We start from the raw sequence: 20853 nt of genomic DNA, 5'->3' as shown, positions 1-20853 counted from the left end.
TTCCCACCACTCCGCGTCATTGCGAGCAAGTTTGACTTCTTTCCCTCACTGCGGCAATGATTCATCCTGCGGGATGAATCATGTCTTTTACTGATATTCCTCTCTGTTTATCATTAAATTCTAATTATGGACGTTTTCGGCTGGCGACCCTGCTGCGGGCTAGTTACTCTGAAAACGATTTACGCAAAATTAACAAAAGAGAATAGCTATGCATGATGCACAAATCCGCGTTGCCATTGCGGGCGCTGGCGGCCGCATGGGACGGCAGTTAATTCAGGCCACGATGGCGATGGAAGGCGTTCAACTGGGCGCTGCGCTGGAACGCGAAGGTTCCTCTTTACTGGGCAGCGATGCCGGTGAATTGGCGGGCGCTGGGAAATCAGGCGTCACCGTTCAGAGCAGCCTCGACGCGGTAAAAGATGATTTTGACGTGTTTATTGATTTTACCCGCCCGGAAGGCACGCTAACGCACCTGGCGTTTTGCCGTCAGCACGGTAAAGGCATGGTCATCGGCACCACCGGTTTCGATGATGCGGGAAAGCAGGCCATTCGTGATGCGTCGCAGCAGATTGCCATCGTGTTCGCGGCCAACTTCAGCGTCGGCGTAAACGTGATGCTGAAGCTGCTGGAGAAAGCGGCGAAGGTGATGGGTGACTACACCGATATTGAAATTATTGAAGCGCACCACCGTCATAAAGTGGACGCGCCTTCAGGCACCGCGCTGGCGATGGGTGAGGCGATTGCCGGGGCGCTGGATAAAGATTTGAAAGATTGCGCGGTCTATTCTCGCGAAGGTTATACCGGCGAACGCGTGCCGGGCACCATTGGCTTTGCCACCGTTCGTGCAGGTGACATTGTGGGCGAACACACTGCGATGTTTGCTGATATTGGCGAGCGCGTGGAGATTACGCACAAGGCTTCCAGTCGTATGACGTTTGCTAATGGCGCGGTCAGATCGGCATTGTGGCTTAAATCAAAATCAAATGGTCTTTTTGACATGCGTGATGTATTGAATTTGAATGATCTATAAGAGTTTATTACCCATCGTGATGTGGTTGTTGTAATCATAACTACTTGATTACGCAGGGCGATATTTTATCGCCCTTTATTTTATCTGTATTTTTTAATATTAAGCCTAAACTGGCTATTTTTATATGTTTTCTTGCCATAATGTGTTGGTTAAATGTAAATTTTGACCATCTGGTCTACTTTTTCACTCTGCCTGATGCGATTTAACACTCTTCCTGGTCCGCAAGCGTTTTCCACAACGACTTATCTGATCTTTTTGACCTCTTTTGGCGGCTGATTTATCCAGTGCCACAAAATAATGATAAAAATTGTCCTTTAAGGTAGACTTTTGCCTAGGCTGTCTCTAGAATGCCGCCGTTTGCCAGAAATACGTCGGTAAGCAGATTTGCATTGATTTGTGCCATTGTTATGCATTAATATGCAAATAAAGCGAGTAAATATTCTCTGGAGGGTGTTTTGATTAAGTCAGCGCTATTGGTTCTGGAAGACGGAACCCAGTTTTACGGTCGGGCCATCGGGGCAACGGGTTCGGCGGTTGGGGAAGTCGTTTTCAATACTTCAATGACCGGTTATCAAGAAATCCTCACTGATCCTTCCTATTCTCGCCAAATCGTCACTCTTACTTATCCCCATATTGGTAATGTCGGCACCAACGCCGCTGATGAAGAGTCCTCCCAGGTTCACGCTCAGGGTCTGGTTATTCGTGACCTGCCGCTGATTGCCAGCAACTACCGCAATACCGAAGACCTCTCTTCTTACCTGAAACGCCATAACATCGTGGCGATTGCCGATATCGATACTCGTAAGCTGACCCGTTTACTGCGCGAGAAAGGCGCTCAGAACGGCTGCATCATCGCCGGTGATAACCTCGATGCGCAGCTGGCGCTGGAAAAAGCCAAAGCCTTCCCGGGCCTGAACGGGATGGACCTGGCAAAAGAAGTGACCACGGCTGAAACCTACGGCTGGACCCAGGGTAGCTGGACGCTGGAAGGCGAACTGCCGGAAGCGAAGTCCGAAGAAGAGCTGCCGTTCCACGTCGTTGCCTACGATTTTGGCGCGAAACGTAACATTCTGCGCATGCTGGTGGACCGTGGCTGCCGCCTGACGGTGGTTCCGGCGAAAACCTCTGCCGAAGACGTCCTGAAGATGAATCCAGACGGTATCTTCCTGTCAAACGGCCCCGGCGACCCGGCTCCGTGTGACTACGCAATTGAAGCGATTGAAAAATTCCTCCAGACCGAGGTTCCGGTGTTTGGTATCTGCCTGGGCCATCAGCTGCTAGCGCTGGCCAGCGGTGCGAAAACCATCAAGATGAAGTTCGGTCACCACGGTGGCAACCACCCGGTGAAAGATATCGATAACAACGTGGTGATGATTACCGCGCAGAACCACGGTTTTGCGGTAGATGAAGCCACGCTGCCTGCTAACCTGCGCGTGACCCACAAATCGCTGTTCGATGGCACCCTGCAGGGGATTCATCGCACCGATAAACCGGCATTCAGCTTCCAGGGCCACCCTGAAGCGAGCCCGGGTCCGCACGACGCTGCGCCGCTGTTCGACCACTTTATCGAGTTAATTGAGCAATACCGTCAGTCCGCGAAATAATCAGGAGTTATAGAGCCATGCCAAAACGTACAGACATAAAAAGTATCCTGATTCTGGGCGCGGGCCCGATTGTTATCGGTCAGGCGTGTGAGTTTGACTACTCCGGTGCCCAGGCGTGTAAAGCGCTGCGTGAAGAGGGCTACCGCGTCATCCTGGTGAACTCCAACCCAGCGACCATCATGACCGACCCGGAAATGGCCGATGCGACCTATATCGAGCCGATTCACTGGGAAGTGGTACGCAAAATTATTGAGAAAGAACGTCCAGACGCCGTGCTGCCAACCATGGGCGGCCAGACCGCACTGAACTGCGCGCTGGAGCTGGAACGTCAGGGTGTGCTGGAAGAATTCGGCGTCACCATGATTGGTGCTACCGCTGATGCGATTGATAAAGCCGAAGACCGCCGCCGTTTCGACGTGGCGATGAAGAAAATCGGCCTCGACACCGCGCGTTCCGGCATTGCGCACACCATGGAAGAAGCGCTGGCGGTTGCCGCTGACGTGGGCTATCCGTGCATCATCCGTCCAAGCTTCACCATGGGCGGCACCGGCGGCGGTATCGCTTACAACCGCGAAGAGTTCGAAGAAATTTGCGAACGCGGCCTGGATCTTTCCCCAACCAAAGAGCTACTGATTGATGAGTCGCTGATTGGCTGGAAAGAGTACGAGATGGAAGTGGTGCGTGATAAAAACGACAACTGCATCATCGTCTGCTCTATCGAAAACTTCGACGCCATGGGCATCCACACCGGTGACTCCATCACCGTAGCGCCAGCCCAGACGCTGACCGACAAAGAATACCAAATCATGCGTAACGCCTCGATGGCGGTACTGCGTGAAATCGGCGTTGAGACCGGCGGTTCTAACGTTCAGTTCTCGGTGAACCCGAAAGACGGTCGTCTGATCGTTATCGAAATGAACCCACGTGTCTCCCGCTCCTCGGCGCTGGCGTCTAAAGCAACCGGCTTCCCGATTGCTAAAGTAGCGGCGAAACTGGCGGTGGGTTACACCCTCGACGAACTGATGAACGACATCACCGGCGGCCGCACTCCGGCCTCCTTCGAGCCGTCCATCGACTACGTTGTTACCAAGATTCCACGCTTTAACTTCGAAAAATTCGCCGGTGCGAACGACCGTCTGACCACCCAGATGAAATCTGTCGGTGAAGTGATGGCGATTGGCCGCACTCAGCAGGAATCCCTGCAGAAAGCGCTGCGCGGTCTGGAAGTCGGTGCAACCGGCTTTGACCCTAAAGTCAGCCTCGACGACCCGGAAGCCCTGACCAAAATTCGCCGCGAACTCAAAGACGCGGGTGCCGAGCGTATCTGGTACATCGCCGATGCCTTCCGTGCTGGCCTGTCCGTCGATGGTGTCTTCAACCTGACCAACATCGACCGCTGGTTCCTGGTGCAAATTGAAGAGCTGGTTCGTCTGGAAGAGAAAGTGGCTGAAGTCGGTATCACCGGCCTCAACGCTGATTTCCTGCGCCACCTGAAACGTAAAGGCTTTGCCGATGCGCGTCTGGCTAAACTGGCCGGCGTCCGCGAAGCGGAAGTCCGCAAACTGCGTGACCAGTATGACCTGCACCCGGTCTACAAGCGCGTCGATACCTGTGCGGCAGAGTTCGCCACCGACACCGCCTACATGTACTCCACCTATGAAGATGAGTGTGAGTCCAACCCGTCCGTTGACCGCGATAAAATCATGGTTCTCGGCGGCGGTCCGAACCGTATCGGCCAGGGTATTGAATTCGACTACTGCTGCGTACACGCCTCGCTGGCGCTGCGCGAAGACGGTTACGAGACCATCATGGTCAACTGTAACCCGGAAACCGTTTCGACCGACTACGACACTTCTGACCGTCTGTACTTTGAGCCGGTGACGCTGGAAGACGTACTGGAAATCGTGCGTATCGAGAAGCCGAAGGGCGTTATCGTGCAGTACGGCGGCCAGACTCCGCTGAAGCTGGCGCGTGCGCTGGAAGCCGCGGGCGTACCGGTTATCGGTACCAGCCCGGATGCTATCGACCGTGCAGAAGACCGCGAGCGCTTCCAGCATGCGGTTGACCGTCTGAAGCTGAAACAGCCGGCCAACGCCACCGTCACCGCCATCGAAATGGCTGTTGAGAAAGCGAAAGATATCGGCTACCCGCTGGTAGTTCGTCCGTCCTACGTACTCGGCGGTCGCGCGATGGAAATCGTCTACGACGAAGTCGACCTGCGTCGCTACTTCCAGACCGCCGTCAGCGTCTCCAACGATGCGCCGGTACTGCTGGACCGCTTCCTTGACGACGCCATTGAAGTCGATGTCGACGCTATCTGCGACGGCGAAATGGTGCTGATTGGCGGCATCATGGAGCACATCGAGCAGGCTGGCGTTCACTCCGGTGACTCCGCGTGTTCTCTGCCAGCTTACACGCTGAGCCAGGAAATCCAGGACGTGATGCGCCAGCAGGTGCAGAAACTGGCCTTCGAACTGCAGGTTCGCGGTCTGATGAACGTGCAGTTTGCGGTGAAAGACAACGAAGTCTACCTGATTGAAGTCAACCCACGTGCGGCCCGTACCGTACCGTTCGTCTCTAAAGCGACCGGTGTACCACTGGCGAAAGTGGCGGCGCGCGTGATGGCAGGCCAGACGCTGGCACAGCAGGGCGTCACCAAAGAAATCATCCCACCGTACTACTCGGTGAAAGAAGTGGTGCTGCCGTTCAACAAATTCCCGGGCGTTGACCCACTGTTAGGGCCAGAAATGCGCTCTACCGGGGAAGTGATGGGCGTCGGTCGCACCTTCGCAGAAGCGTTCGCTAAGGCACAGTTGGGCAGTAGCTCAACCATGAAAAAACAGGGCCGTGCGCTGCTCTCCGTTCGCGAAGGCGACAAAGAGCGCGTGGTTGACCTGGCCGCTAAGCTGTTGAAACAGGGCTTTGAACTGGATGCAACTCACGGTACCGCAGTCGTGCTGGGTGAAGCGGGTATCAACCCACGTCTGGTGAACAAGGTGCATGAAGGTCGTCCGCACATTCAGGACCGTATCAAGAATGGCGAATACACCTACATCATCAACACCACCGCGGGTCGCCAGGCAATTCAGGATTCCAAGCTGATTCGCCGCAGCGCGCTGCAGTACAAGGTGCATTACGACACCACCCTGAACGGCGGCTTTGCCACCGCGATGGCACTGAATGCCGATGCGACTGAAAAAGTGACTTCGGTTCAGGAAATGCATGCGCAAATTAAGAAGTAAGCGTAAGGCATAAAAAAACGCCGGGCATCAGCCCGGCGTTTTTGTTTGGTGCATCTGATTGTAAGCATCCCTGTAGCCCGACGGCGCTTCGCCTCGCCAGGCTACGTGTTTATTGCGGCGTTTTCGTCTGGCGCGAGGACTGTTATCAGAACGCGGTTTCCAGCGTTTCCAGCACCTTGTAGCTGTCGTCAACCAATAGCAATGCTTTCCACTTGTCGAACGTCAGGCAAGGGTGCGAAGTACTGAATACCAGAATATCTCCCACCTTCACATCGGCCTCCGCAGTCAGTTTTAACATTGCGTGTTGATCCATAATACCGGTAGTTTCGATACTTTTTGCCACCATTTCTCGCACCTTACCTGCACGGTAATGCGCAATAGGCTGTGGCAGCCCGGCGTCAAAAGCGCTGTCGCGCTTGCCAAAGTTGACGATTGCCCGACCGTTTTCCGGCACCGACTGCACCATTGCCACCAGTTCCAGCGCCGAAACCAGACAGCCGCCGAGATCGCAGGCGGTTCGATCGCGGGCGACAATCGCGTCCTGCGCCTCCAGATAGATCCCGGCATCGTGGGTGATATAGCACCCCGGACGGATAACTATCCGGCAGTTCGCCGGTTTCGCTGTCTCCAGCCAGACGTTACACACCACGTCATACCATACCGAACCCGCACCGGTCAGAACAAATTCACCCTCAACGTAGCGCTCAAGCTGGCAGGCAAGGGCGGCGGCGTCGCGCAGCAGCGCTTCGACTTTTGGCTGCGGGTTGTCGCCGTGTAGTACCCCTTCGTAAAGTTCAAGACCCCGCTGGCGTAGCGCCGGGAGGCGTGAAATTTCTTCTGCGAGCGCCAGCGTCTGTTCCGCCGTTCGGCAGCCGCAGCGGCCGCCCGGAACGCCGAGCTCCAGTAGGATATCCAGCGTTTGGTTTTTGCCCGCGAAGAAGGCCGAAAGCGTGCGGGCATTGTCGATGCTATCAACGCAGCATAGGTAATCGACCTGCGGATATTGCGCTTTCAGTTCGGAGATCAGCTGCATATTGGCCTTGCCAACCAACTGATTAACCATCAATACGCGCTGAATACCGCTGGTCATCGCTACGCTGGCCTGCCAGGCGCTGCCGACGCCAATCGCCCAGGCACCCGCCCGTTGTTGTTGCTGGAAGATCCACGGCGTCATCGTGGTTTTGCCGTGCGGTGCGAGCGATACGCCGCGCGCGTCGGCATAACGTTGCATCCACTGAATATTGTTTTCTAACGCCGATTTTTTGATGACCGCAGCCGGCAGGCATACGTCTTCATTGACAATGTTGGCAGGGGTAAATAGTGGAGCTGATTTATGAGGGACGAGGAAGCTGTTCTGGTATTTCATAACATTGTTCCTTATAGGTTTTATTTTATATCATGGCTCATTTTTGTTTTAACTATATGTAAATAATCTAAATTTAAAAATACTATCGTGAATTTTGAATTAAAGTATCATTATTCGATGCTTGTTTTGCGTAGTCTTTCACTGTTTTCTGCGCTTGTAAATGGTCAACTTTGGGCCAGAAAACGACGGGGGTAATGAAGAGATGCAGTTTGATTATCTGTTCCGGAACGTCACGGTTATCGACGGCAGTGGCGGCCCGCAGTATCGCGGCGATGTGGCGGTAAAAGGCGATCGCATTGTTGAGATAGCGCCTGCCATCAACGGCCCGGCCCTGCATGAGATTGACGGCAGTGGTCGTGTTCTGGCGCCGGGGTTTATTGATGTTCACACCCACGATGATATCAACGTGATTCGCATGCCCGAGTACTTGCCGAAAATCAGCCAGGGGGTGACGACCGTCATCGTCGGTAACTGCGGCATTAGCGCGGCAGCGGCGAGTATGAAAGGTGAAGTCCCCGATCCGATGAACCTGCTGGGTGAAGCTGGGCATTTTATCTATCCGACTGTGGACGCTTACGCCGATGCGGTCACTCAGGCAAGGCCCGCAGTGAACGTCGGGACGCTTATTGGCCATACCGCGCTACGTAATAATCATATGGATTCACTGTTCCGTGCTGCTAACGAGGCGGAGATTCAGGCCATGCGGGAACAACTGCGTCTAGCCTTACAGCAAGGGGCGTTAGGGCTGAGTACCGGGCTGGCCTATGCTTCCGCCTTCCAGTCAACCACCGAAGAGGTGATGGCGCTGACGCAAGAACTGGCGGCGGGTAATGGCATTTACACCACGCATCTGCGTTCTGAATTTGAGCCTATTCTCGAGGCGCTCGACGAGGCGTTCCGCGTTGGCCGTCACGCCAAAGTCCCGGTGGTTGTCTCACACCACAAATGCGCCGGGGCGCAAAACTGGGGACGGACGGTGGAGACGCTGTCGCTGTTTGATAAGGTGCGTGAGCAGCAGGATGTTGCCTGCGACTGCTATCCGTATTCCGCCAGTTCATCGACGCTGGACATGAAACAAATTACCGCTGATTTCGACATCGTCATCACCTGGTCAACTCCGCATCCAGAAATGGCCGGGCAAACCTTGCAGCAGATTGCCGATAGCTGGTCGTTAAGCCTGGAAGAGGCGGGCAAGCGCCTGATGCCTGCCGGGGCCATCTACTACAACATGGATGAACGGGACGTACAGCGCGTGCTGCGCTACCCATTGACCATGGTCGGTTCCGATGGATTACCCAACGATCCGATGCCACACCCGCGCCTGTGGGGCGCTTTCCCGCGCGTGCTGGGACACTACAGCCGCGATGAGCAGCTTTTCCCGCTGACCGAGGCGGTACACAAGATGACCGGCATGTCGGCGGCACGTTTCCAGCTTGCTGAGCGTGGGCTAGTAAAATGCGGTTATTTCGCCGATCTGGTGCTGTTTGATCCGCAAACTGTCCGCGATGTTGCTAGTTTTAGCGACCCACAGCAGCCTGCTGCCGGTATCGATGCGGTGATGGTTAACGGCGTGATGAGCTATGGTCAGACTAACAATGTTATCGGGCGTGCCGGGCGATTCCTGCGCCGGTAGGTCGCAACACTTAAGGAGCAACAATGAGCATTAAACGTTATGGCGTGGGCGGCAGTACCGGCACCGGCGGGCAGTCGCTGCCGTTTGCGAAAGCGGTAGAAGCCGGTGGTTGGCTGTATGTTTCCGGGCAAACGCCGATGAAAGACGGTGAGGTGGTTGAAGGCGGTATTATTGAACAGTCACGTCTGGCGATTCAAAACTGCGTCGATATTATGCTGGATGCGGGTTATACGCTGGCTGATGTGGTGCACGTTAAGGTCTACCTGACCGATGCGCGTTACTTCCAGTCGTTCAACAAAGTGTTCCGCGAGTTCTTTGCCGACCATCCGCCGGCCCGCGTTTGCTGCGTGGCGGATCTGGTGGTGGACTGTAAGGTCGAGGTTGATTTGACCTGTTACAACGCGGAGCGCGCGAAGTAACAGGAGCGAGCCTGGGTGAGGGGAAACCGCTAATCTCCCAGCGGTTGCCGGTCAATCCCGCCGCGATGGCTATCCAGCGCCAGCTTGATTCGGCGCAGACGGTTTTTAGTCTGCGTCTTATTCACCATCGCCAGTTCCGTTGCCAGCACGTCTACCATGGCCAGCATTGCGTAACGCGAGGTGCTCGGCTTAAAGATATAATCGTTTTCACGCACGACAAGCGGTAGCACCACATCGGCATTGTTTGCCAGCGGCGTATCGGTGGGAGTAATCGCAATCACTTTCGCACCGTACTGGCGGGCAATCGCTGCGCTTTCCACCACTTCTTGCGTATAGCCGCCGAGCGATAGCGCGAGTACCACGTCATTGGATGCTACCGATGAACACATCATGCGAACCAGCAAGCCATCGCTTTGGCTCACCACCGGCAACCCTAAGCGGAACAGGCGGAACTGAACTTCCTGCGCGCAGATCGTCGATCCACCACCCATCCCGATAGCAAGGATCTGCCGCGCACCGCTAAGCCATTCGACGGCGCTTTTCAGCGCCTGTGGGTTCAGCGCCCTGCGATTGATCTCCAGCACGTTGATGATCGTTTCGTAGATCCCCTGAACACCCTCGAGATCAGGTACATCGAGAATAAAGCGCTGTCCTACCGCCAGCGACTGCGCCAGCTTGACCTTCAGCTCACGCACGTCTTTGCAGCCAATGGCCCGTGCGAATCGGGTGATTGACGCCTGGCTGGTTTGGGTCAGACGCGCCATTTCGGCGATGGGTAACGTGGTCGCGGCCTGAACGTCGTCGAGAATAAACTGCGCGATGCGTTTCTCGGTGGCGGTCAGTTCGACAAATCGGTCGGTAATGCAGGAAATGATGTCGATGGAAACGGACATGGTAAGCCCCTGAAAATAAATAGCCGGTACTTTGTACCATAGAAACCAGGCGCTGTGGGAAACGGTCATCCGCATTGTTGGGATCGCGCTCAAGGATCAACGCTTCGGAGTGTTCTGGTTTCGCTCACGTTTTTTAGCCACTAACCTAAAATGGTTAGAGTGATAACGAATTTAGCTGAAAAGCAGGAGGGAAACATGACCAACTATAAGCGATTGACCGTAGCGATTCTTACCGCGGGTGCACTCTTTACCGTGGCCGGGTGTTCTTCCAACCAGACGTTAAAAACCACCGATGGCAAAACGATTGTGACCGACGGTAAACCTCAGGTGGATGAGGACACCGGCCTGGTATCGTACAAAAATGCCGAAACCGGGAAAACCGAGCAGATTAACCGCGATCAGGTTAAGGAAATGAACGAGCTCGATAATTAAACACTGATGTGGCCCCGTAGTAAGCCGTACGGGGCCTGCGCATTACGCTTAAAGCAGTGCGCTATCGATTTTGACGATAATCTTACGCAGCGGTGCTCCCGCACCCAGGCTCGCCATCGGGCGGTGAAGTTCGCCTGGGAACAGAATCGCAATCTCTTCGGGATGCAGGTGAATCAGCGTTTCGCTGCTGATTTGGGTACAAAAACTGATATCGTGCGCATCGTTAAACGCACCGTCGGCGATAATTTCCAGTCCTTTGTTACCCGCGCCAATGATCTCCTCACCCGCCAGCACGATATGAATATCAATGTACTGCCGATGATATTCCGGACGCTGTTCGCCAAGCGGTTTAGTTTCGCCTTCGACAACGTTAAAGAACAGGTTATCCCCTTCAACGATGTATTTTCCCGGCGGCAGCGAGTGCGGCTCCTGCTGGATAACGGCGCGCAGCGCTTTACGGATGACGGCGGGATAAAACGCGTTTTTTTCAGCGCGAGTCAGAGTATCGATAATCATGCCGGAACTCCCTGTGCGGGTTGATGGGCTAAAAGGGTTAACGAGCGGGCGACAATGCTGGAAACATCGGTTGAGACATCGACCGGTTGAATATCCGGCTCGCTGGCGTCCGGCACTTCGAGTGCCGCAAACTGGCTACGCAGCAGCGCTTCCGGCATAAAGTGGCCTTTACGCGCCTGCATACGCTGCAAAATGCAGTCGTAATCGCCGGTCAGCCACAGAAAACGTAAACGTGGATTACCTTCGCGCAGCTGGTCGCGATAGCGTTTTTTCAGCGCCGAGCAAACCAGTACGCCGGACTCATTTTTTTGCCCGAGGCTGAAAATAACGTCGCCAATTCGCTCCAGCCACGGCTGGCGATCGCTGTCTTCCAGCGGTTGTCCGGAAGCCATCTTGATGATGTTTTGGCGCGGGTGCAGATCGTCACCGTCAATAAATTTTGCCCCTAGCGCCTGCGATAGCGCCAGTCCAACGGTGGTTTTTCCGGTACCGGAAACGCCCATTAAAATAATGCATTGCCCTGCCATGAGTTGCTCCTTACTCACACCGCAACCAGCATGCCGCCGTCAACAAACAGCAAATGCCCGTTAACAAAATCGGAGGCTTTCGACGATAAGAAGACCGCCGCGCCAACCAGCTCCTGCGGATCGCCCCAGCGCGCTGCCGGAGTGCGTTTGCACAGCCAGTCGGTAAAGGCTTTATCGTCAACCAGCGCCTGGGTCATCGCCGTTTTGAAATAGCCGGGGGCAATGCCGTTAACCTGAATATTGTGTCGTGCCAGCTCCACGCACATACCGCGTGTCAGCATTTTGACCGCGCCTTTGGCGGCGGCGTAAGGGGTGATGGTGTCGCGTCCCAGCTCGCTTTGCATCGAACAGATATTGACGATTTTCCCGGACTGGCGGGTCATCATGCGTTTGGCGACGGCCTGCGAGACGAGAAATACGGCGGTCTGATTCACGGCAATGACATCGTTCCACTCTTTGACCGGAAACTCGGTGAAAGGATGGCGGCGCTGAATCCCGGCGTTGTTAAACAGCACATCGATAGCGCCAATGTTCTCTTCAATCTGCGCGATAGCCGCTTCGACGGAGTCCGGGTCGGTGACGTTAAAGACCGCGGTATGGGCGGTGGCGCCTTCATCACGTAATTTCATCGCCGCCTGTTCTGCACGCTCGGCGGAGATATCGTTAATGATGATTTCCGCACCGTATTGCGCCAGCCCCTGCGCCATCACGTAGCCGATACCCTGGCCTGAACCGGTAATTAAAATACGTTTGCCCTGTAAGCTGAATAAATTGTTCATCGCTGTTTCCTGTATCACGGACTGAATACGCCCTGGGAAGATGCCGTCTATCTCACGGTTTTTACTGCGGTGAAACTGTGATGAAGATCACTCCCAACTATGTTACAAAAAGGGGTTACAGCATGTGTGATCCAGGGGCGGAAATCGTCGGGGAAACCGCGCTGCATGCGGCTTCCTGCCTGCGTTAGCGCATTCTCTTTTCGGGCGTCAGCAGGCATAATAGCCGGACAGTATTCGGCCATGACGGACAGGGTTAATGAAAGCACAACGGATAACGTTAGATGATATCGCCACGCTCGCGGGCGTAACCAAAATGACCGTCAGCCGTTATCTGCGCACGCCGGAAAAGGTGAAACCGGAAACGGCGGAAAGGATTGCCAGCGTGATTGCCGAAGTGGGCTATCAGCCCGATGCCGATAATCCCGCCATCAGCAGTAATATTGCGCCACGCATTGGCGTACTGATTCCCTCCTTTAATAACCAAATTTTTGCCGATGTACTGGCAGGCATTGAATCCGTGACGACTGCACACGGTTATCAAACGCTGGTAGTGAATTATGATTACGACAGCCAGCGCGAAGAGGAACAAATTGCCACCGTACTGGCGATGAACGTTAAGGCACTGCTATTAACTGAATCGGTGCATACGCTACGCGCGGATAAATACCTGAAGGCGGCGAAAATACCGATTGCCGAAGTGATGGGGTTATCCGATAACGCCGGTCGTATTAACGTCGGTTTTGATAATTACCGTGCCGGATTCGATATGACCAATATGCTGCTGGCCAGCGGCAAAACGCAGATTATCTATTTTGGTTCAATGTCGGATATCCGCGATGAGCAGCGCTATGCGGGCTACTGCAAAGCGATGGAAGAGGCCGGTTTGACGGTTGGGCGGATTGCGCCGAACAAAGTCTCTTCGGTCTCGATTGGCACCGGGATGATGACGCTGGCGCGACAGATGTATAAAGAGATGGATGCCATTTTGTGTACGAACGACGATCTGGCGGTTGGAGTGTTACAGGAGTGTCTCGCTTCGGGTATCACGGTACCGCAGGAAATGGCGATTGCGGGCTTCCATGGGCTGGAGATTGGGCAGATAGTTAACCCGCGCCTGGCCAGCGTACTGACGCCGCGCTTTGAAATGGGTAAAGTCGCTACCGAGATTTTAATTAAGAAAATAAAAGGTTTACCGACTATCGAGAAAGTCGACCTGCACTATCGCCTGTCGATGGGTGAAACCATCTAACGACGCCCCTCCTGATGACTCGTGTTACGTGATTGTTGTCATCCAGCCCGCGCCAGCACGGGCTTTTGCCTTAGCGATCACGCCATCCGTAACACGGATTTCTAACACGATCCAGCGTGATGCAGATCGCAAAACAACGCAGTGAAAAACCGTTTGATAGGCGTAACGAATCTACGAACTCTCAAACAGGTAAAACGATGAATACTGCAAACCCGAATACTGTGTTGTTGATTGCTCCGGTGGTTGACGGCTTGCTGGATAAACTCTCTTCCGCCTTCCAGGTCTATCGTCTGTATGAACAGGCTGACCCGCAGGCGTTCTTACGCCAGATTGGCGGCGACGTTCAGGCGGTGGTGACCCGCGGCGATATTGGCGTGACCCGTTCGGTGCTTGAACAACTGCCGAATGTGGGCCTGGTAGCGGTGTTTGGCGTGGGTACCGACGCGGTCGATCTCGACTACACCCGTGCGCATCAGATTGCCGTAACCATCACCTCCGGCGTGCTCACCAATGATGTGGCCGACCTCGCAATGGGGCTGCTGCTCTCCGGCGCGCGTCAGCTCTGTCAGGGCGACAAGTTTGTCCGCGAAGGCAAATGGCTCAAGCAGGCCCCAGCGCTGGCGACCCAGGTCAGCGGTAAGCGAATCGGTATTTTCGGCATGGGCAATATCGGCCAGGCCATCGCCCGTCGTGCCAGCGGCTTTGATATGGACATTCTCTACACCGACCGTAAAAAACTGAACCATGTCGATTACCAGTGGTGTGCCGACCTGCACACGCTGGCCCATGAAAGTGATTTCCTGGTGATTGCCGCCTCGGGCGGTGCCGCCAACCGCGGGCTGATTGACGCCAGCGTGTTTAACGTGATGCCGAAACATGCGTGGCTGATTAATATTGCCCGCGGCACGCTGGTGGATGAAAAAGCGTTAATTCACGCGTTACAAAACGGGGTGATTGCCGGGGCGGCGCTGGACGTTTATGAAGACGAACCGAACGTACCGTCGGCGCTGATGGCGCTGGATAACGTGGTTTTACAGCCGCATGTGGCGAGCGCAACTCATGAAACCCGCCAGCGGATGAGCGAAGTGGTCTTTAATAATGTCGCCGCCTTTTTTGACCACGCGCCATTACCGAATGCCATCGATTAAGCGTGACCTTTTCTCGCCATTGAATAACGTGACCTTCCCTCGATAGAGAGTGTGAATTATGAATGAGAAAATCCCTGGCACCCGCTGGCTGCGCATCATTGCGCCTGTTCTCATCGCGTGCATTATTTCGTTTATGGACCGGGTTAATATTAGTTTTGCGCTACCCGGCGGTATGGAGTCCGACCTGGGTATTACCAGCCAAATGGCCGGTGTCGCCAGCGGCATCTTTTTTATTGGTTATTTATTCCTGCAAATACCGGGTGGGCGTATTGCCGTTAACGGCAGCGGTAAACGCTTTATCGCCTGGTCGCTGATGGCCTGGGCGGTGGTGTCGATAGCCACCGGATTTGTCACCCACGAATATCAGCTGCTGGTGCTGCGCTTTATTCTCGGCGTCTCAGAAGGCGGGATGCTACCGGTGGTGCTGACGATGATCAGCAACTGGTTCCCGGAAAAAGAGATTGGCCGTGCGAACGCCTTTGTAATGATGTTTGCTCCGCTGGGCGGGATGTTAACGGCGCCGGTTTCCGGGGCGATTATTGCCGCACTGGATTGGCGCTGGCTGTTTATCATTGAAGGTCTGCTGTCGCTGGTGGTGCTGCTGGTGTGGTGGTTGATGATTAGCGACCGTCCGGAAGAAGCGCGCTGGCTGCCTGCTCGCGAACGTGAATACCTGCTGACGGCGCTCCACGCCGAGCGGGAGGCTCGTCGCTCGGAGGCGCCGGTCAGCAAAGCCCCGGTGCGAGAAGTGTTCCGCAACTCCGGGTTGATGAAGCTGGTATTGCTGAACTTCTTCTATCAGACCGGAGACTACGGCTACACCCTATGGCTGCCGACCATCCTGAAAAACCTGACCGGGGCCAATATGGCGAGCGTCGGCGTACTGGCTATCCTGCCTTTTGTCGCTACCCTTGCCGGGATCTACATCATTTCATTGTTCAGCGATCGCAGCGGCAAGCGCCGCCTGTGGGTGCGTTTCTCGCTCTATGGCTTTGCCGCCGCGCTGCTGGCCTCGGTGGTACTGCGGGACAATGTGGTCGCCGCCTATATCGCACTGGTGATTTGTGGTTTCTTCCTGAAAGCGGCAACCAGCCCGTTCTGGTCGATTCCGGGACGTATCGCGATGCCGGAAGTGGCGGGCAGCGCGCGTGGCGTGATTAACGGCCTGGGGAACCTCGGCGGCTTCTGCGGCCCGTATCTGGTCGGGGTCATGATTTATTTCTACGGCCAGAACGTGGCGGTGTGTGCGCTAGCCGGTTCGTTAATCATTGCCGGGACCATCACCTTCTTCCTGCCGAAAAACTGCGACCTGAGCCATACGCCTGATGTCCCGCCGGTGGCGGATAAACCGGCCAACCAACCTTCCTGAACCCTCCTCTGGGGGCGCTTGTCGCCCCCCAATTCCTGCGGTTACGCCAACTGATCCTGTAAGTGTCGTCATTAACTGTCTAAACTCAGGGATAAGAGCCTACCCCACTAGGCTATTTCACTTGTCACTTTGGCCCTGGGCAGTGCTCAAAATCCTCACGTACTCCGTGTACGCTCCGGTTTTTTTGCGCTGTCCGTGTCCAAACTGACTACGCCAATTGCGCCTACTGGGATTGGCTCAAAATAATGAAGTAAGACAGGCGAATCATGATTCTGATTATTTATGCGCATCCTTATCCGCATCATTCGCATGCGAATAAGCGAATGCTTGAGCAGGTAAGGACGCTCGACGGAGTGGAAATCCGCTCCCTCTATCACCTCTATCCCGATTTTAATATTGATGTCGCCGCCGAACAGGAGGCGCTGTCTCGCGCCGATCTGGTTATCCTGCAGCATCCGATGCAGTGGTACAGCACGCCGCCGCTGCTCAAGCTGTGGCTGGATAAAGTGCTGTCCCATGGTTGGGCATATGGTCACGGCGGTACGGCGCTGCACGGTAAAAGCGTGATGTGGGCGGTAACGACCGGCGGTGGTGAAAGCCACTTTGAGATTGGCTCGCATCCGGGGTTTGAGGTGCTGGGACAACCGCTGGAGGCGACCACTGCATACTGCGGGATGAAATGGCTGCCGCCGTTTGCGGTGCACTGCACGTTTATCTGCGATGAAGAGACGCTGCAGGCGAAAGCGCGCCACTATAAACAACGGCTGCTGGCCTGGCAGGAGGAGCACAATAATGGATAGCCATACGCTCATACAGGCGCTGATTTATCTCGGATCGGCGGCGTTGATTGTTCCCATCGCCGTTCGCCTGGGATTAGGGTCGGTGCTTGGCTACCTGATTGCCGGTTGCATTATCGGCCCGTGGGGATTGCGGCTGGTGACTGACGCTGAGGCGATTCTGCATTTCGCGGAAATTGGCGTGGTGCTGATGCTGTTTGTGATTGGCCTGGAGCTAGACCCGCAGCGGCTGTGGAAGCTCCGCGCCTCGGTGTTTGGCGGCGGTCTGCTGCAGATGGTGCTGTGCGGCGCGCTGATTGGCGCTTTCTGTATCTTCCTCGGCCTGCGCTGGCAGGTGGCGGAATTAATCGGTATGACGCTGGCGCTCTCTTCGACCGCCATTGCGATGCAGGCGATGAATGAACGTAACCTGACGGTGACTCAGGTCGGACGCAGCGCCTTTGCGGTGCTGCTGTTCCAGGATATCGCGGCAATTCCGCTGGTGGCGATGATCCCGCTGCTGGCAACCAGCGGCGGTTCAACAACGCTTGGCGCATTTGCTTTCTCCGCGCTGAAGGTCGCCGGGGCGCTGGCGCTGGTGGTAGTTCTTGGGCGTTATGTTACGCGACCGCTGTTACGTTTCGTGGCTCGTTCGGGGCTGCGTGAGGTATTCAGCGCCGTGGCCCTGTTCCTGGTGTTTGGTTTCGGCCTGCTGCTGGAAGAAGTTGGCTTGTCGATGGCGATGGGGGCATTTTTGGCCGGGGTGCTGCTGGCAAGCTCTGAATACCGCCACGCGCTGGAAAGCGATATCGAACCGTTTAAAGGGCTGCTGCTGGGGCTGTTCTTTATTGGCGTCGGGATGTCTATCGACTTCGGGACGCTGATCCATAACCCGCTGCGTATTATTACGCTGCTGGTCGGTTTCCTGGTGATTAAATCGTTCCTGCTGTGGCTTATCGCCAAGCCGTTGCAGGTGCCGCGTTCGCAGCGTCTGTGGTTTGCGGCGTTGCTGGGGCAGGGGAGTGAATTTGCCTTCGTGGTCTTTGGCGCGGCGCAGATGGCGAATGTGCTGGACGCTGACTGGGCAAAAGCATTAACCCTGGCGGTGGCGCTGTCGATGGCGGCAACACCGATTCTGCTGGTGCTGCTGACGCGTATGGAAAAACGCGCCAGCTCCGGGGATTCTCGTGAAGCGGATGAAATTGATGAAGAGCAGCCGCGGGTGATTATCGCCGGTTTCGGCCGCTTTGGTCAGATTACTGGCCGTCTGCTGCTCTCCAGCGGCGTGAAAATGGTTATCCTCGATCACGATCCGGACCACGTCGATACGCTGCGTAAATTCGATATGAAGGTGTTCTACGGCGATGCGACCCGGGTCGACCTGCTGGAGTCCGCCGGGGCGGCGAAAGCGGAAGTGTTGATTAACGCTATCGACGATCCGCAGGCCAGCCTGCAGCTGACGGAGCTGGCGAAGGAGCATTTCCCGCATCTGACGGTGATTGCCCGTGCGCGTGACGTTGAGCACTATATCCAGCTGCGTCAAGCCGGGGTTGAAGCACCGGAGCGTGAGACCTTTGAAGGGGCGCTGAAGTCTGGCCGACTGGCGCTGGAATCGTTGGGGCTTGGCGCTTATGAAGCCCGTGAGCGTGCCGATCTGTTCCGTCGTTTCAATACGCAGCTGATGGAAGAGATGGTGATGATGGCGGAAAATGATGCCTCTTCACGGGCGGCGGCGTTTAAACGCACCAGCGCCATGCTGACCGAAATTATCAATGAAGACCGTAATCATCTGTCGGTGGTACAGCGTCACGGCTGGCAGGGGACGGAAGAGGGGAAGCACAGCGGCAATCCACAGGATGAACCTGAGGCCAAGCCAACGCTGTAAGCACGGTTGAACTGTAATGCTGGCTGTCCACTTTAGCTTCGTGGACTTGCCAGCAAATCTAAAAATTTTCTTATTCTTTACCTGGCTGCCAGTCGACGAAAGTTTATGCTTTCCGTATAGTGGCGACAATTTTTTTCGCATCTGGGACACACTCAATGATCAGTCTGATTGCTGCACTAGCGGTAGATCGCGTTATCGGTATGGAAAACGCCATGCCCTGGGACCTGCCGGCCGATCTGGCCTGGTTTAAACGCACAACATTAAACAAACCCGTGGTGATGGGACGCCTGACCTGGGAATCTATCGGTCGTCCGCTGCCGGGCCGTAAAAACATCGTTATCAGCAGCCAGCCGGGCACCGACGATCGCGTGCAGTGGGTGAAATCGGTTGATGAAGCCATTGCTGCCTGCGGTGATGTGGAAGAGATTATGGTCATTGGCGGTGGTCGCGTGTATGAGCAGTTCCTGCCGAAAGCGCAGAAGCTGTATCTGACGCACATCGATGCGGAAGTTGAAGGCGATACCCATTTCCCGGATTACGATCCCGACCAGTGGGAATCCGTATTCAGCGAATTCCACGATGCGGATGAGCAGAACTCCCATAGTTACTGCTTCGAAGTGTTGGAGCGTCGTTAAGACCGAGCTTTTCCCCGGCGGCGCTTCGCTTGGCCGGGCTACCAAAACAAAAACGCCGGGTTGGACCCGGCGTTTTTATTTTCATGATGTATCCGACCTGTGGCCGGGGATGCCTCAAACTACGAAGCAACCGCCTCACTCTCGCCCGGATTCAGACGCCGATTCGATGGCTGCACGAAGTACATTTTATCTTCCCAGCGCAGGCAGGTGAGATCGCCGCCCCAGCAGCAGCCGGTGTCCAGCGCATAAATCCCTTCCGGTGTGCCTTTACCTTCCAGCGACGCCCAATGACCAAAGGCCACGCTGTACTCTTCGGTAATCGGGCCTGGCAGCATAAACCATGGCTTCAGCGGAGCGGGTACGTCTTCCGGCGACTCTTTGCTGTACATATCCAGCTGGCCGTTCGGGAAGCAGTAGCGCATCCGGGTGAAAGCATTGGTGATAAAGCGCAGACGCGCCAGACCGCTAAGATCCGCCGACCAGTTATTCGGCATATCGCCGTACATCGCGTCGAGGAAGAACGGATAGGAGTCGCTGGACAATACGGCTTCAACGTCGCGCGCGCACTGTTTGGCAGTTTCCATATCCCACTGCGGCGTAATACCCGCATGCGCCATCACTAATTTTTTATCTTCATCCACCTGCATCAGCGGCTGACGACGTAACCAGTTGAGCAGATCGTCGGCATCCGGTGCTTCGAGCAGCGGGTTAAGGCGATCTTTCGGCTTGTTGCGGCTGATACCCGCGAAGACGGCCAGCAGGTGCAGGTCATGATTTCCCAGCACGATTTTGACGCAGTCGCCTAACGATTTAACGTAGCGCAGCACCTCTAACGAACCCGAGCCGCGCGCGACCAAATCTCCCGTCAGCCATAGGGTATCTTTGCCTGGCGTAAACTCAACCTGTTGCAACAGGGCAATTAACTCATCGTAGCAACCGTGAATGTCGCCAATAAGGTATGTAGACATAATTAATGAATCAGCGTGGGAACAAAGAGACGGAAAACGGGGATGTCGATAGCGAACGGCACACCGTCGACGTCGACCATGTCATAGTGGCCCTGCATGGTGCCTAGCGGCGTTTCCAGCACGGCACCGCTGGTGTACTGATATTCACCGCCGGGTTCGATGTGCGGCTGAACGCCGACGACACCTTCACCCTGTACTTCGGTTTCACGGCCATGGCCGTTGGTGATAACCCAGTAACGCCCAAGAAGCTGAACCGCAGTTCGCCCGAGATTGCGAATGGTCACCGTATAAGCGAAAACGTAACGTTCCTCTTCCGGCATGGAGTGCGTCTCAATGTAGACGCTCTGAACCTGGACGCAAACTCGTGGCGAATCAATCATGG

Annotated in this window: 19 protein-coding genes; 12 read left to right on the top strand and 7 right to left on the bottom strand. The window is 55.3% G+C overall.

Features of this window, described 5'->3' with window-relative positions:
- Positions 1 to 208 precede the first annotated feature (208 nt).
- The 3 genes from dapB (at position 209) to carB (ending at position 5876) form a co-directional block, all read left to right on the top strand.
- Positions 209 to 1030 carry a 4-hydroxy-tetrahydrodipicolinate reductase gene (dapB, locus tag ABOC97_RS09865; protein ID WP_349596889.1) on the top strand — a complete coding sequence of 274 codons (822 nt, stop codon included), beginning with the start codon at positions 209 to 211 and terminating at the stop codon, positions 1028 to 1030.
- A gap of 455 nt (positions 1031 to 1485) precedes the next feature.
- Positions 1486 to 2634 carry a glutamine-hydrolyzing carbamoyl-phosphate synthase small subunit gene (gene carA / locus ABOC97_RS09860; protein WP_234504758.1) on the top strand — a complete coding sequence of 383 codons (1149 nt, stop codon included), beginning with the start codon at positions 1486 to 1488 and terminating at the stop codon, positions 2632 to 2634.
- Between the two features lie 17 nt (positions 2635 to 2651).
- Positions 2652 to 5876 carry a carbamoyl-phosphate synthase large subunit gene (carB, locus tag ABOC97_RS09855; RefSeq protein WP_234504756.1) on the top strand — a complete coding sequence of 1075 codons (3225 nt, stop codon included), beginning with the start codon at positions 2652 to 2654 and terminating at the stop codon, positions 5874 to 5876.
- A 145-nt stretch (positions 5877 to 6021) separates the two neighbouring features.
- On the opposite strand, the gene ABOC97_RS09850 is transcribed toward carB, so the two are convergent.
- A complete protein-coding gene (locus tag ABOC97_RS09850) occupies positions 6022 to 7242 on the bottom strand; it encodes an amino acid deaminase (protein ID WP_349596885.1) in 1221 nt (406 codons plus the stop codon).
- A 202-nt stretch (positions 7243 to 7444) separates the two neighbouring features.
- Between ABOC97_RS09850 and ABOC97_RS09845 the strand changes: the two genes are divergently transcribed.
- A complete protein-coding gene (locus tag ABOC97_RS09845) occupies positions 7445 to 8875 on the top strand; it encodes an N-acyl-D-amino-acid deacylase family protein (protein ID WP_349596882.1) in 1431 nt (476 codons plus the stop codon).
- 23 nt (positions 8876 to 8898) lie between these two features.
- On the top strand, positions 8899 to 9294 hold the full coding sequence (locus ABOC97_RS09840) for a RidA family protein (protein ID WP_349596880.1): 396 nt from the start codon (positions 8899 to 8901) through the stop codon (positions 9292 to 9294).
- Between the two features lie 29 nt (positions 9295 to 9323).
- On the opposite strand, the gene ABOC97_RS09835 is transcribed toward ABOC97_RS09840, so the two are convergent.
- On the bottom strand, positions 9324 to 10187 hold the full coding sequence (locus ABOC97_RS09835; protein WP_349596877.1) for a MurR/RpiR family transcriptional regulator: 864 nt from the start codon (positions 10185 to 10187) through the stop codon (positions 9324 to 9326).
- 195 nt (positions 10188 to 10382) lie between these two features.
- On the opposite strand from ABOC97_RS09835, the gene ABOC97_RS09830 reads away from it, so the two are divergent.
- Positions 10383 to 10619, top strand: coding sequence for a YgdI/YgdR family lipoprotein (locus ABOC97_RS09830; RefSeq protein WP_061282191.1), 237 nt, complete (start codon positions 10383 to 10385; stop codon positions 10617 to 10619).
- Positions 10620 to 10667: 48 nt separating this feature from the next.
- Here ABOC97_RS09830 and ABOC97_RS09825 read toward each other — a convergent pair whose 3' ends face one another.
- From ABOC97_RS09825 to idnO, 3 genes are read right to left on the bottom strand one after another with little or no spacing between them, the layout of a single operon-like run.
- On the bottom strand, positions 10668 to 11135 hold the full coding sequence (locus tag ABOC97_RS09825) for a YhcH/YjgK/YiaL family protein (protein WP_349596874.1): 468 nt from the start codon (positions 11133 to 11135) through the stop codon (positions 10668 to 10670).
- Positions 11132 to 11662: a gluconokinase gene (locus ABOC97_RS09820; RefSeq protein ID WP_349596871.1), complete on the bottom strand. Its 531-nt coding sequence runs from the start codon at positions 11660 to 11662 to the stop codon at positions 11132 to 11134. The genes ABOC97_RS09825 and ABOC97_RS09820 overlap by 4 nt, the downstream gene beginning before the upstream one ends.
- A 14-nt stretch (positions 11663 to 11676) precedes the next feature.
- Positions 11677 to 12441, bottom strand: a complete 765-nt coding sequence (gene idnO, locus ABOC97_RS09815; protein WP_349596868.1) for a gluconate 5-dehydrogenase — start codon at positions 12439 to 12441, stop codon at positions 11677 to 11679.
- 256 nt (positions 12442 to 12697) lie between these two features.
- On the opposite strand from idnO, the gene ABOC97_RS09810 reads away from it, so the two are divergent.
- The 6 genes from ABOC97_RS09810 (at position 12698) to folA (ending at position 19503) form a co-directional block, all read left to right on the top strand.
- The gene (locus tag ABOC97_RS09810) at positions 12698 to 13690 is read left to right on the top strand and encodes a LacI family DNA-binding transcriptional regulator (protein WP_349596865.1); all 993 of its coding nucleotides are present in this window, start codon (positions 12698 to 12700) and stop codon (positions 13688 to 13690) included.
- 197 nt (positions 13691 to 13887) lie between these two features.
- Complete coding sequence (locus tag ABOC97_RS09805) at positions 13888 to 14838, top strand: 2-hydroxyacid dehydrogenase (protein ID WP_349596863.1); 951 nt, start codon at positions 13888 to 13890, stop codon at positions 14836 to 14838.
- Between the two features lie 58 nt (positions 14839 to 14896).
- On the top strand, positions 14897 to 16207 hold the full coding sequence (locus tag ABOC97_RS09800) for an MFS transporter (RefSeq protein WP_234504725.1): 1311 nt from the start codon (positions 14897 to 14899) through the stop codon (positions 16205 to 16207).
- Positions 16208 to 16473: 266 nt separating this feature from the next.
- Positions 16474 to 17007, top strand: a complete 534-nt coding sequence (kefF, locus tag ABOC97_RS09795; RefSeq protein WP_234504722.1) for a glutathione-regulated potassium-efflux system oxidoreductase KefF — start codon at positions 16474 to 16476, stop codon at positions 17005 to 17007.
- Positions 17000 to 18868 (top strand): glutathione-regulated potassium-efflux system protein KefC, encoded by a 1869-nt coding sequence (gene kefC, locus ABOC97_RS09790; protein WP_349596859.1) that lies wholly within the window; start codon positions 17000 to 17002, stop codon positions 18866 to 18868. The genes kefF and kefC overlap by 8 nt, the downstream gene beginning before the upstream one ends.
- Positions 18869 to 19023: 155 nt before the next feature.
- Positions 19024 to 19503, top strand: a complete 480-nt coding sequence (gene folA / locus ABOC97_RS09785) for a type 3 dihydrofolate reductase (protein WP_052283075.1) — start codon at positions 19024 to 19026, stop codon at positions 19501 to 19503.
- Positions 19504 to 19622: 119 nt separating this feature from the next.
- On the opposite strand, the gene apaH is transcribed toward folA, so the two are convergent.
- A complete protein-coding gene (apaH, locus tag ABOC97_RS09780; protein ID WP_349596856.1) occupies positions 19623 to 20471 on the bottom strand; it encodes a bis(5'-nucleosyl)-tetraphosphatase (symmetrical) ApaH in 849 nt (282 codons plus the stop codon).
- A 2-nt stretch (positions 20472 to 20473) separates the two neighbouring features.
- Entirely contained in the window at positions 20474 to 20851 is a 378-nt protein-coding gene (gene apaG, locus ABOC97_RS09775; RefSeq protein WP_349596854.1) for a Co2+/Mg2+ efflux protein ApaG, read from the bottom strand.
- Positions 20852 to 20853: the final 2 nt, after the last annotated feature.

It is taken from the genome of Kluyvera huaxiensis (genome assembly GCF_040149365.1).
Lineage (GTDB): Bacteria > Pseudomonadota > Gammaproteobacteria > Enterobacterales > Enterobacteriaceae > Kluyvera > Kluyvera intermedia_A.
Note: the sequence above shows the minus strand (reverse complement) of the source record. Positions and strands in the feature narration are given on the sequence as shown.

Excerpts from the sequence above, each read along its gene's own strand:
- dapB (WP_349596889.1), top strand. The coding sequence starts at position 209 with ATGCATGATGCACAAATCCGCGTTGCCATTGCGGGCGCTGGCGGCCGC.
- carB (WP_234504756.1), top strand. The coding sequence starts at position 2,652 with ATGCCAAAACGTACAGACATAAAAAGTATCCTGATTCTGGGCGCGGGC.
- ABOC97_RS09850 (WP_349596885.1), bottom strand. The coding sequence starts at position 7,242 with ATGAAATACCAGAACAGCTTCCTCGTCCCTCATAAATCAGCTCCACTA.
- ABOC97_RS09845 (WP_349596882.1), top strand. The coding sequence starts at position 7,445 with ATGCAGTTTGATTATCTGTTCCGGAACGTCACGGTTATCGACGGCAGT.
- ABOC97_RS09840 (WP_349596880.1), top strand. The coding sequence starts at position 8,899 with ATGAGCATTAAACGTTATGGCGTGGGCGGCAGTACCGGCACCGGCGGG.
- ABOC97_RS09835 (WP_349596877.1), bottom strand. The coding sequence starts at position 10,187 with ATGTCCGTTTCCATCGACATCATTTCCTGCATTACCGACCGATTTGTC.
- ABOC97_RS09830 (WP_061282191.1), top strand. The coding sequence starts at position 10,383 with ATGACCAACTATAAGCGATTGACCGTAGCGATTCTTACCGCGGGTGCA.
- ABOC97_RS09825 (WP_349596874.1), bottom strand. The coding sequence starts at position 11,135 with ATGATTATCGATACTCTGACTCGCGCTGAAAAAAACGCGTTTTATCCC.
- ABOC97_RS09820 (WP_349596871.1), bottom strand. The coding sequence starts at position 11,662 with ATGGCAGGGCAATGCATTATTTTAATGGGCGTTTCCGGTACCGGAAAA.
- idnO (WP_349596868.1), bottom strand. The coding sequence starts at position 12,441 with ATGAACAATTTATTCAGCTTACAGGGCAAACGTATTTTAATTACCGGT.
- ABOC97_RS09810 (WP_349596865.1), top strand. The coding sequence starts at position 12,698 with ATGAAAGCACAACGGATAACGTTAGATGATATCGCCACGCTCGCGGGC.
- ABOC97_RS09805 (WP_349596863.1), top strand. The coding sequence starts at position 13,888 with ATGAATACTGCAAACCCGAATACTGTGTTGTTGATTGCTCCGGTGGTT.
- ABOC97_RS09800 (WP_234504725.1), top strand. The coding sequence starts at position 14,897 with ATGAATGAGAAAATCCCTGGCACCCGCTGGCTGCGCATCATTGCGCCT.
- kefF (WP_234504722.1), top strand. The coding sequence starts at position 16,474 with ATGATTCTGATTATTTATGCGCATCCTTATCCGCATCATTCGCATGCG.
- kefC (WP_349596859.1), top strand. The coding sequence starts at position 17,000 with ATGGATAGCCATACGCTCATACAGGCGCTGATTTATCTCGGATCGGCG.
- folA (WP_052283075.1), top strand. The coding sequence starts at position 19,024 with ATGATCAGTCTGATTGCTGCACTAGCGGTAGATCGCGTTATCGGTATG.
- apaH (WP_349596856.1), bottom strand. The coding sequence starts at position 20,471 with ATGTCTACATACCTTATTGGCGACATTCACGGTTGCTACGATGAGTTA.
- apaG (WP_349596854.1), bottom strand. The coding sequence starts at position 20,851 with ATGATTGATTCGCCACGAGTTTGCGTCCAGGTTCAGAGCGTCTACATT.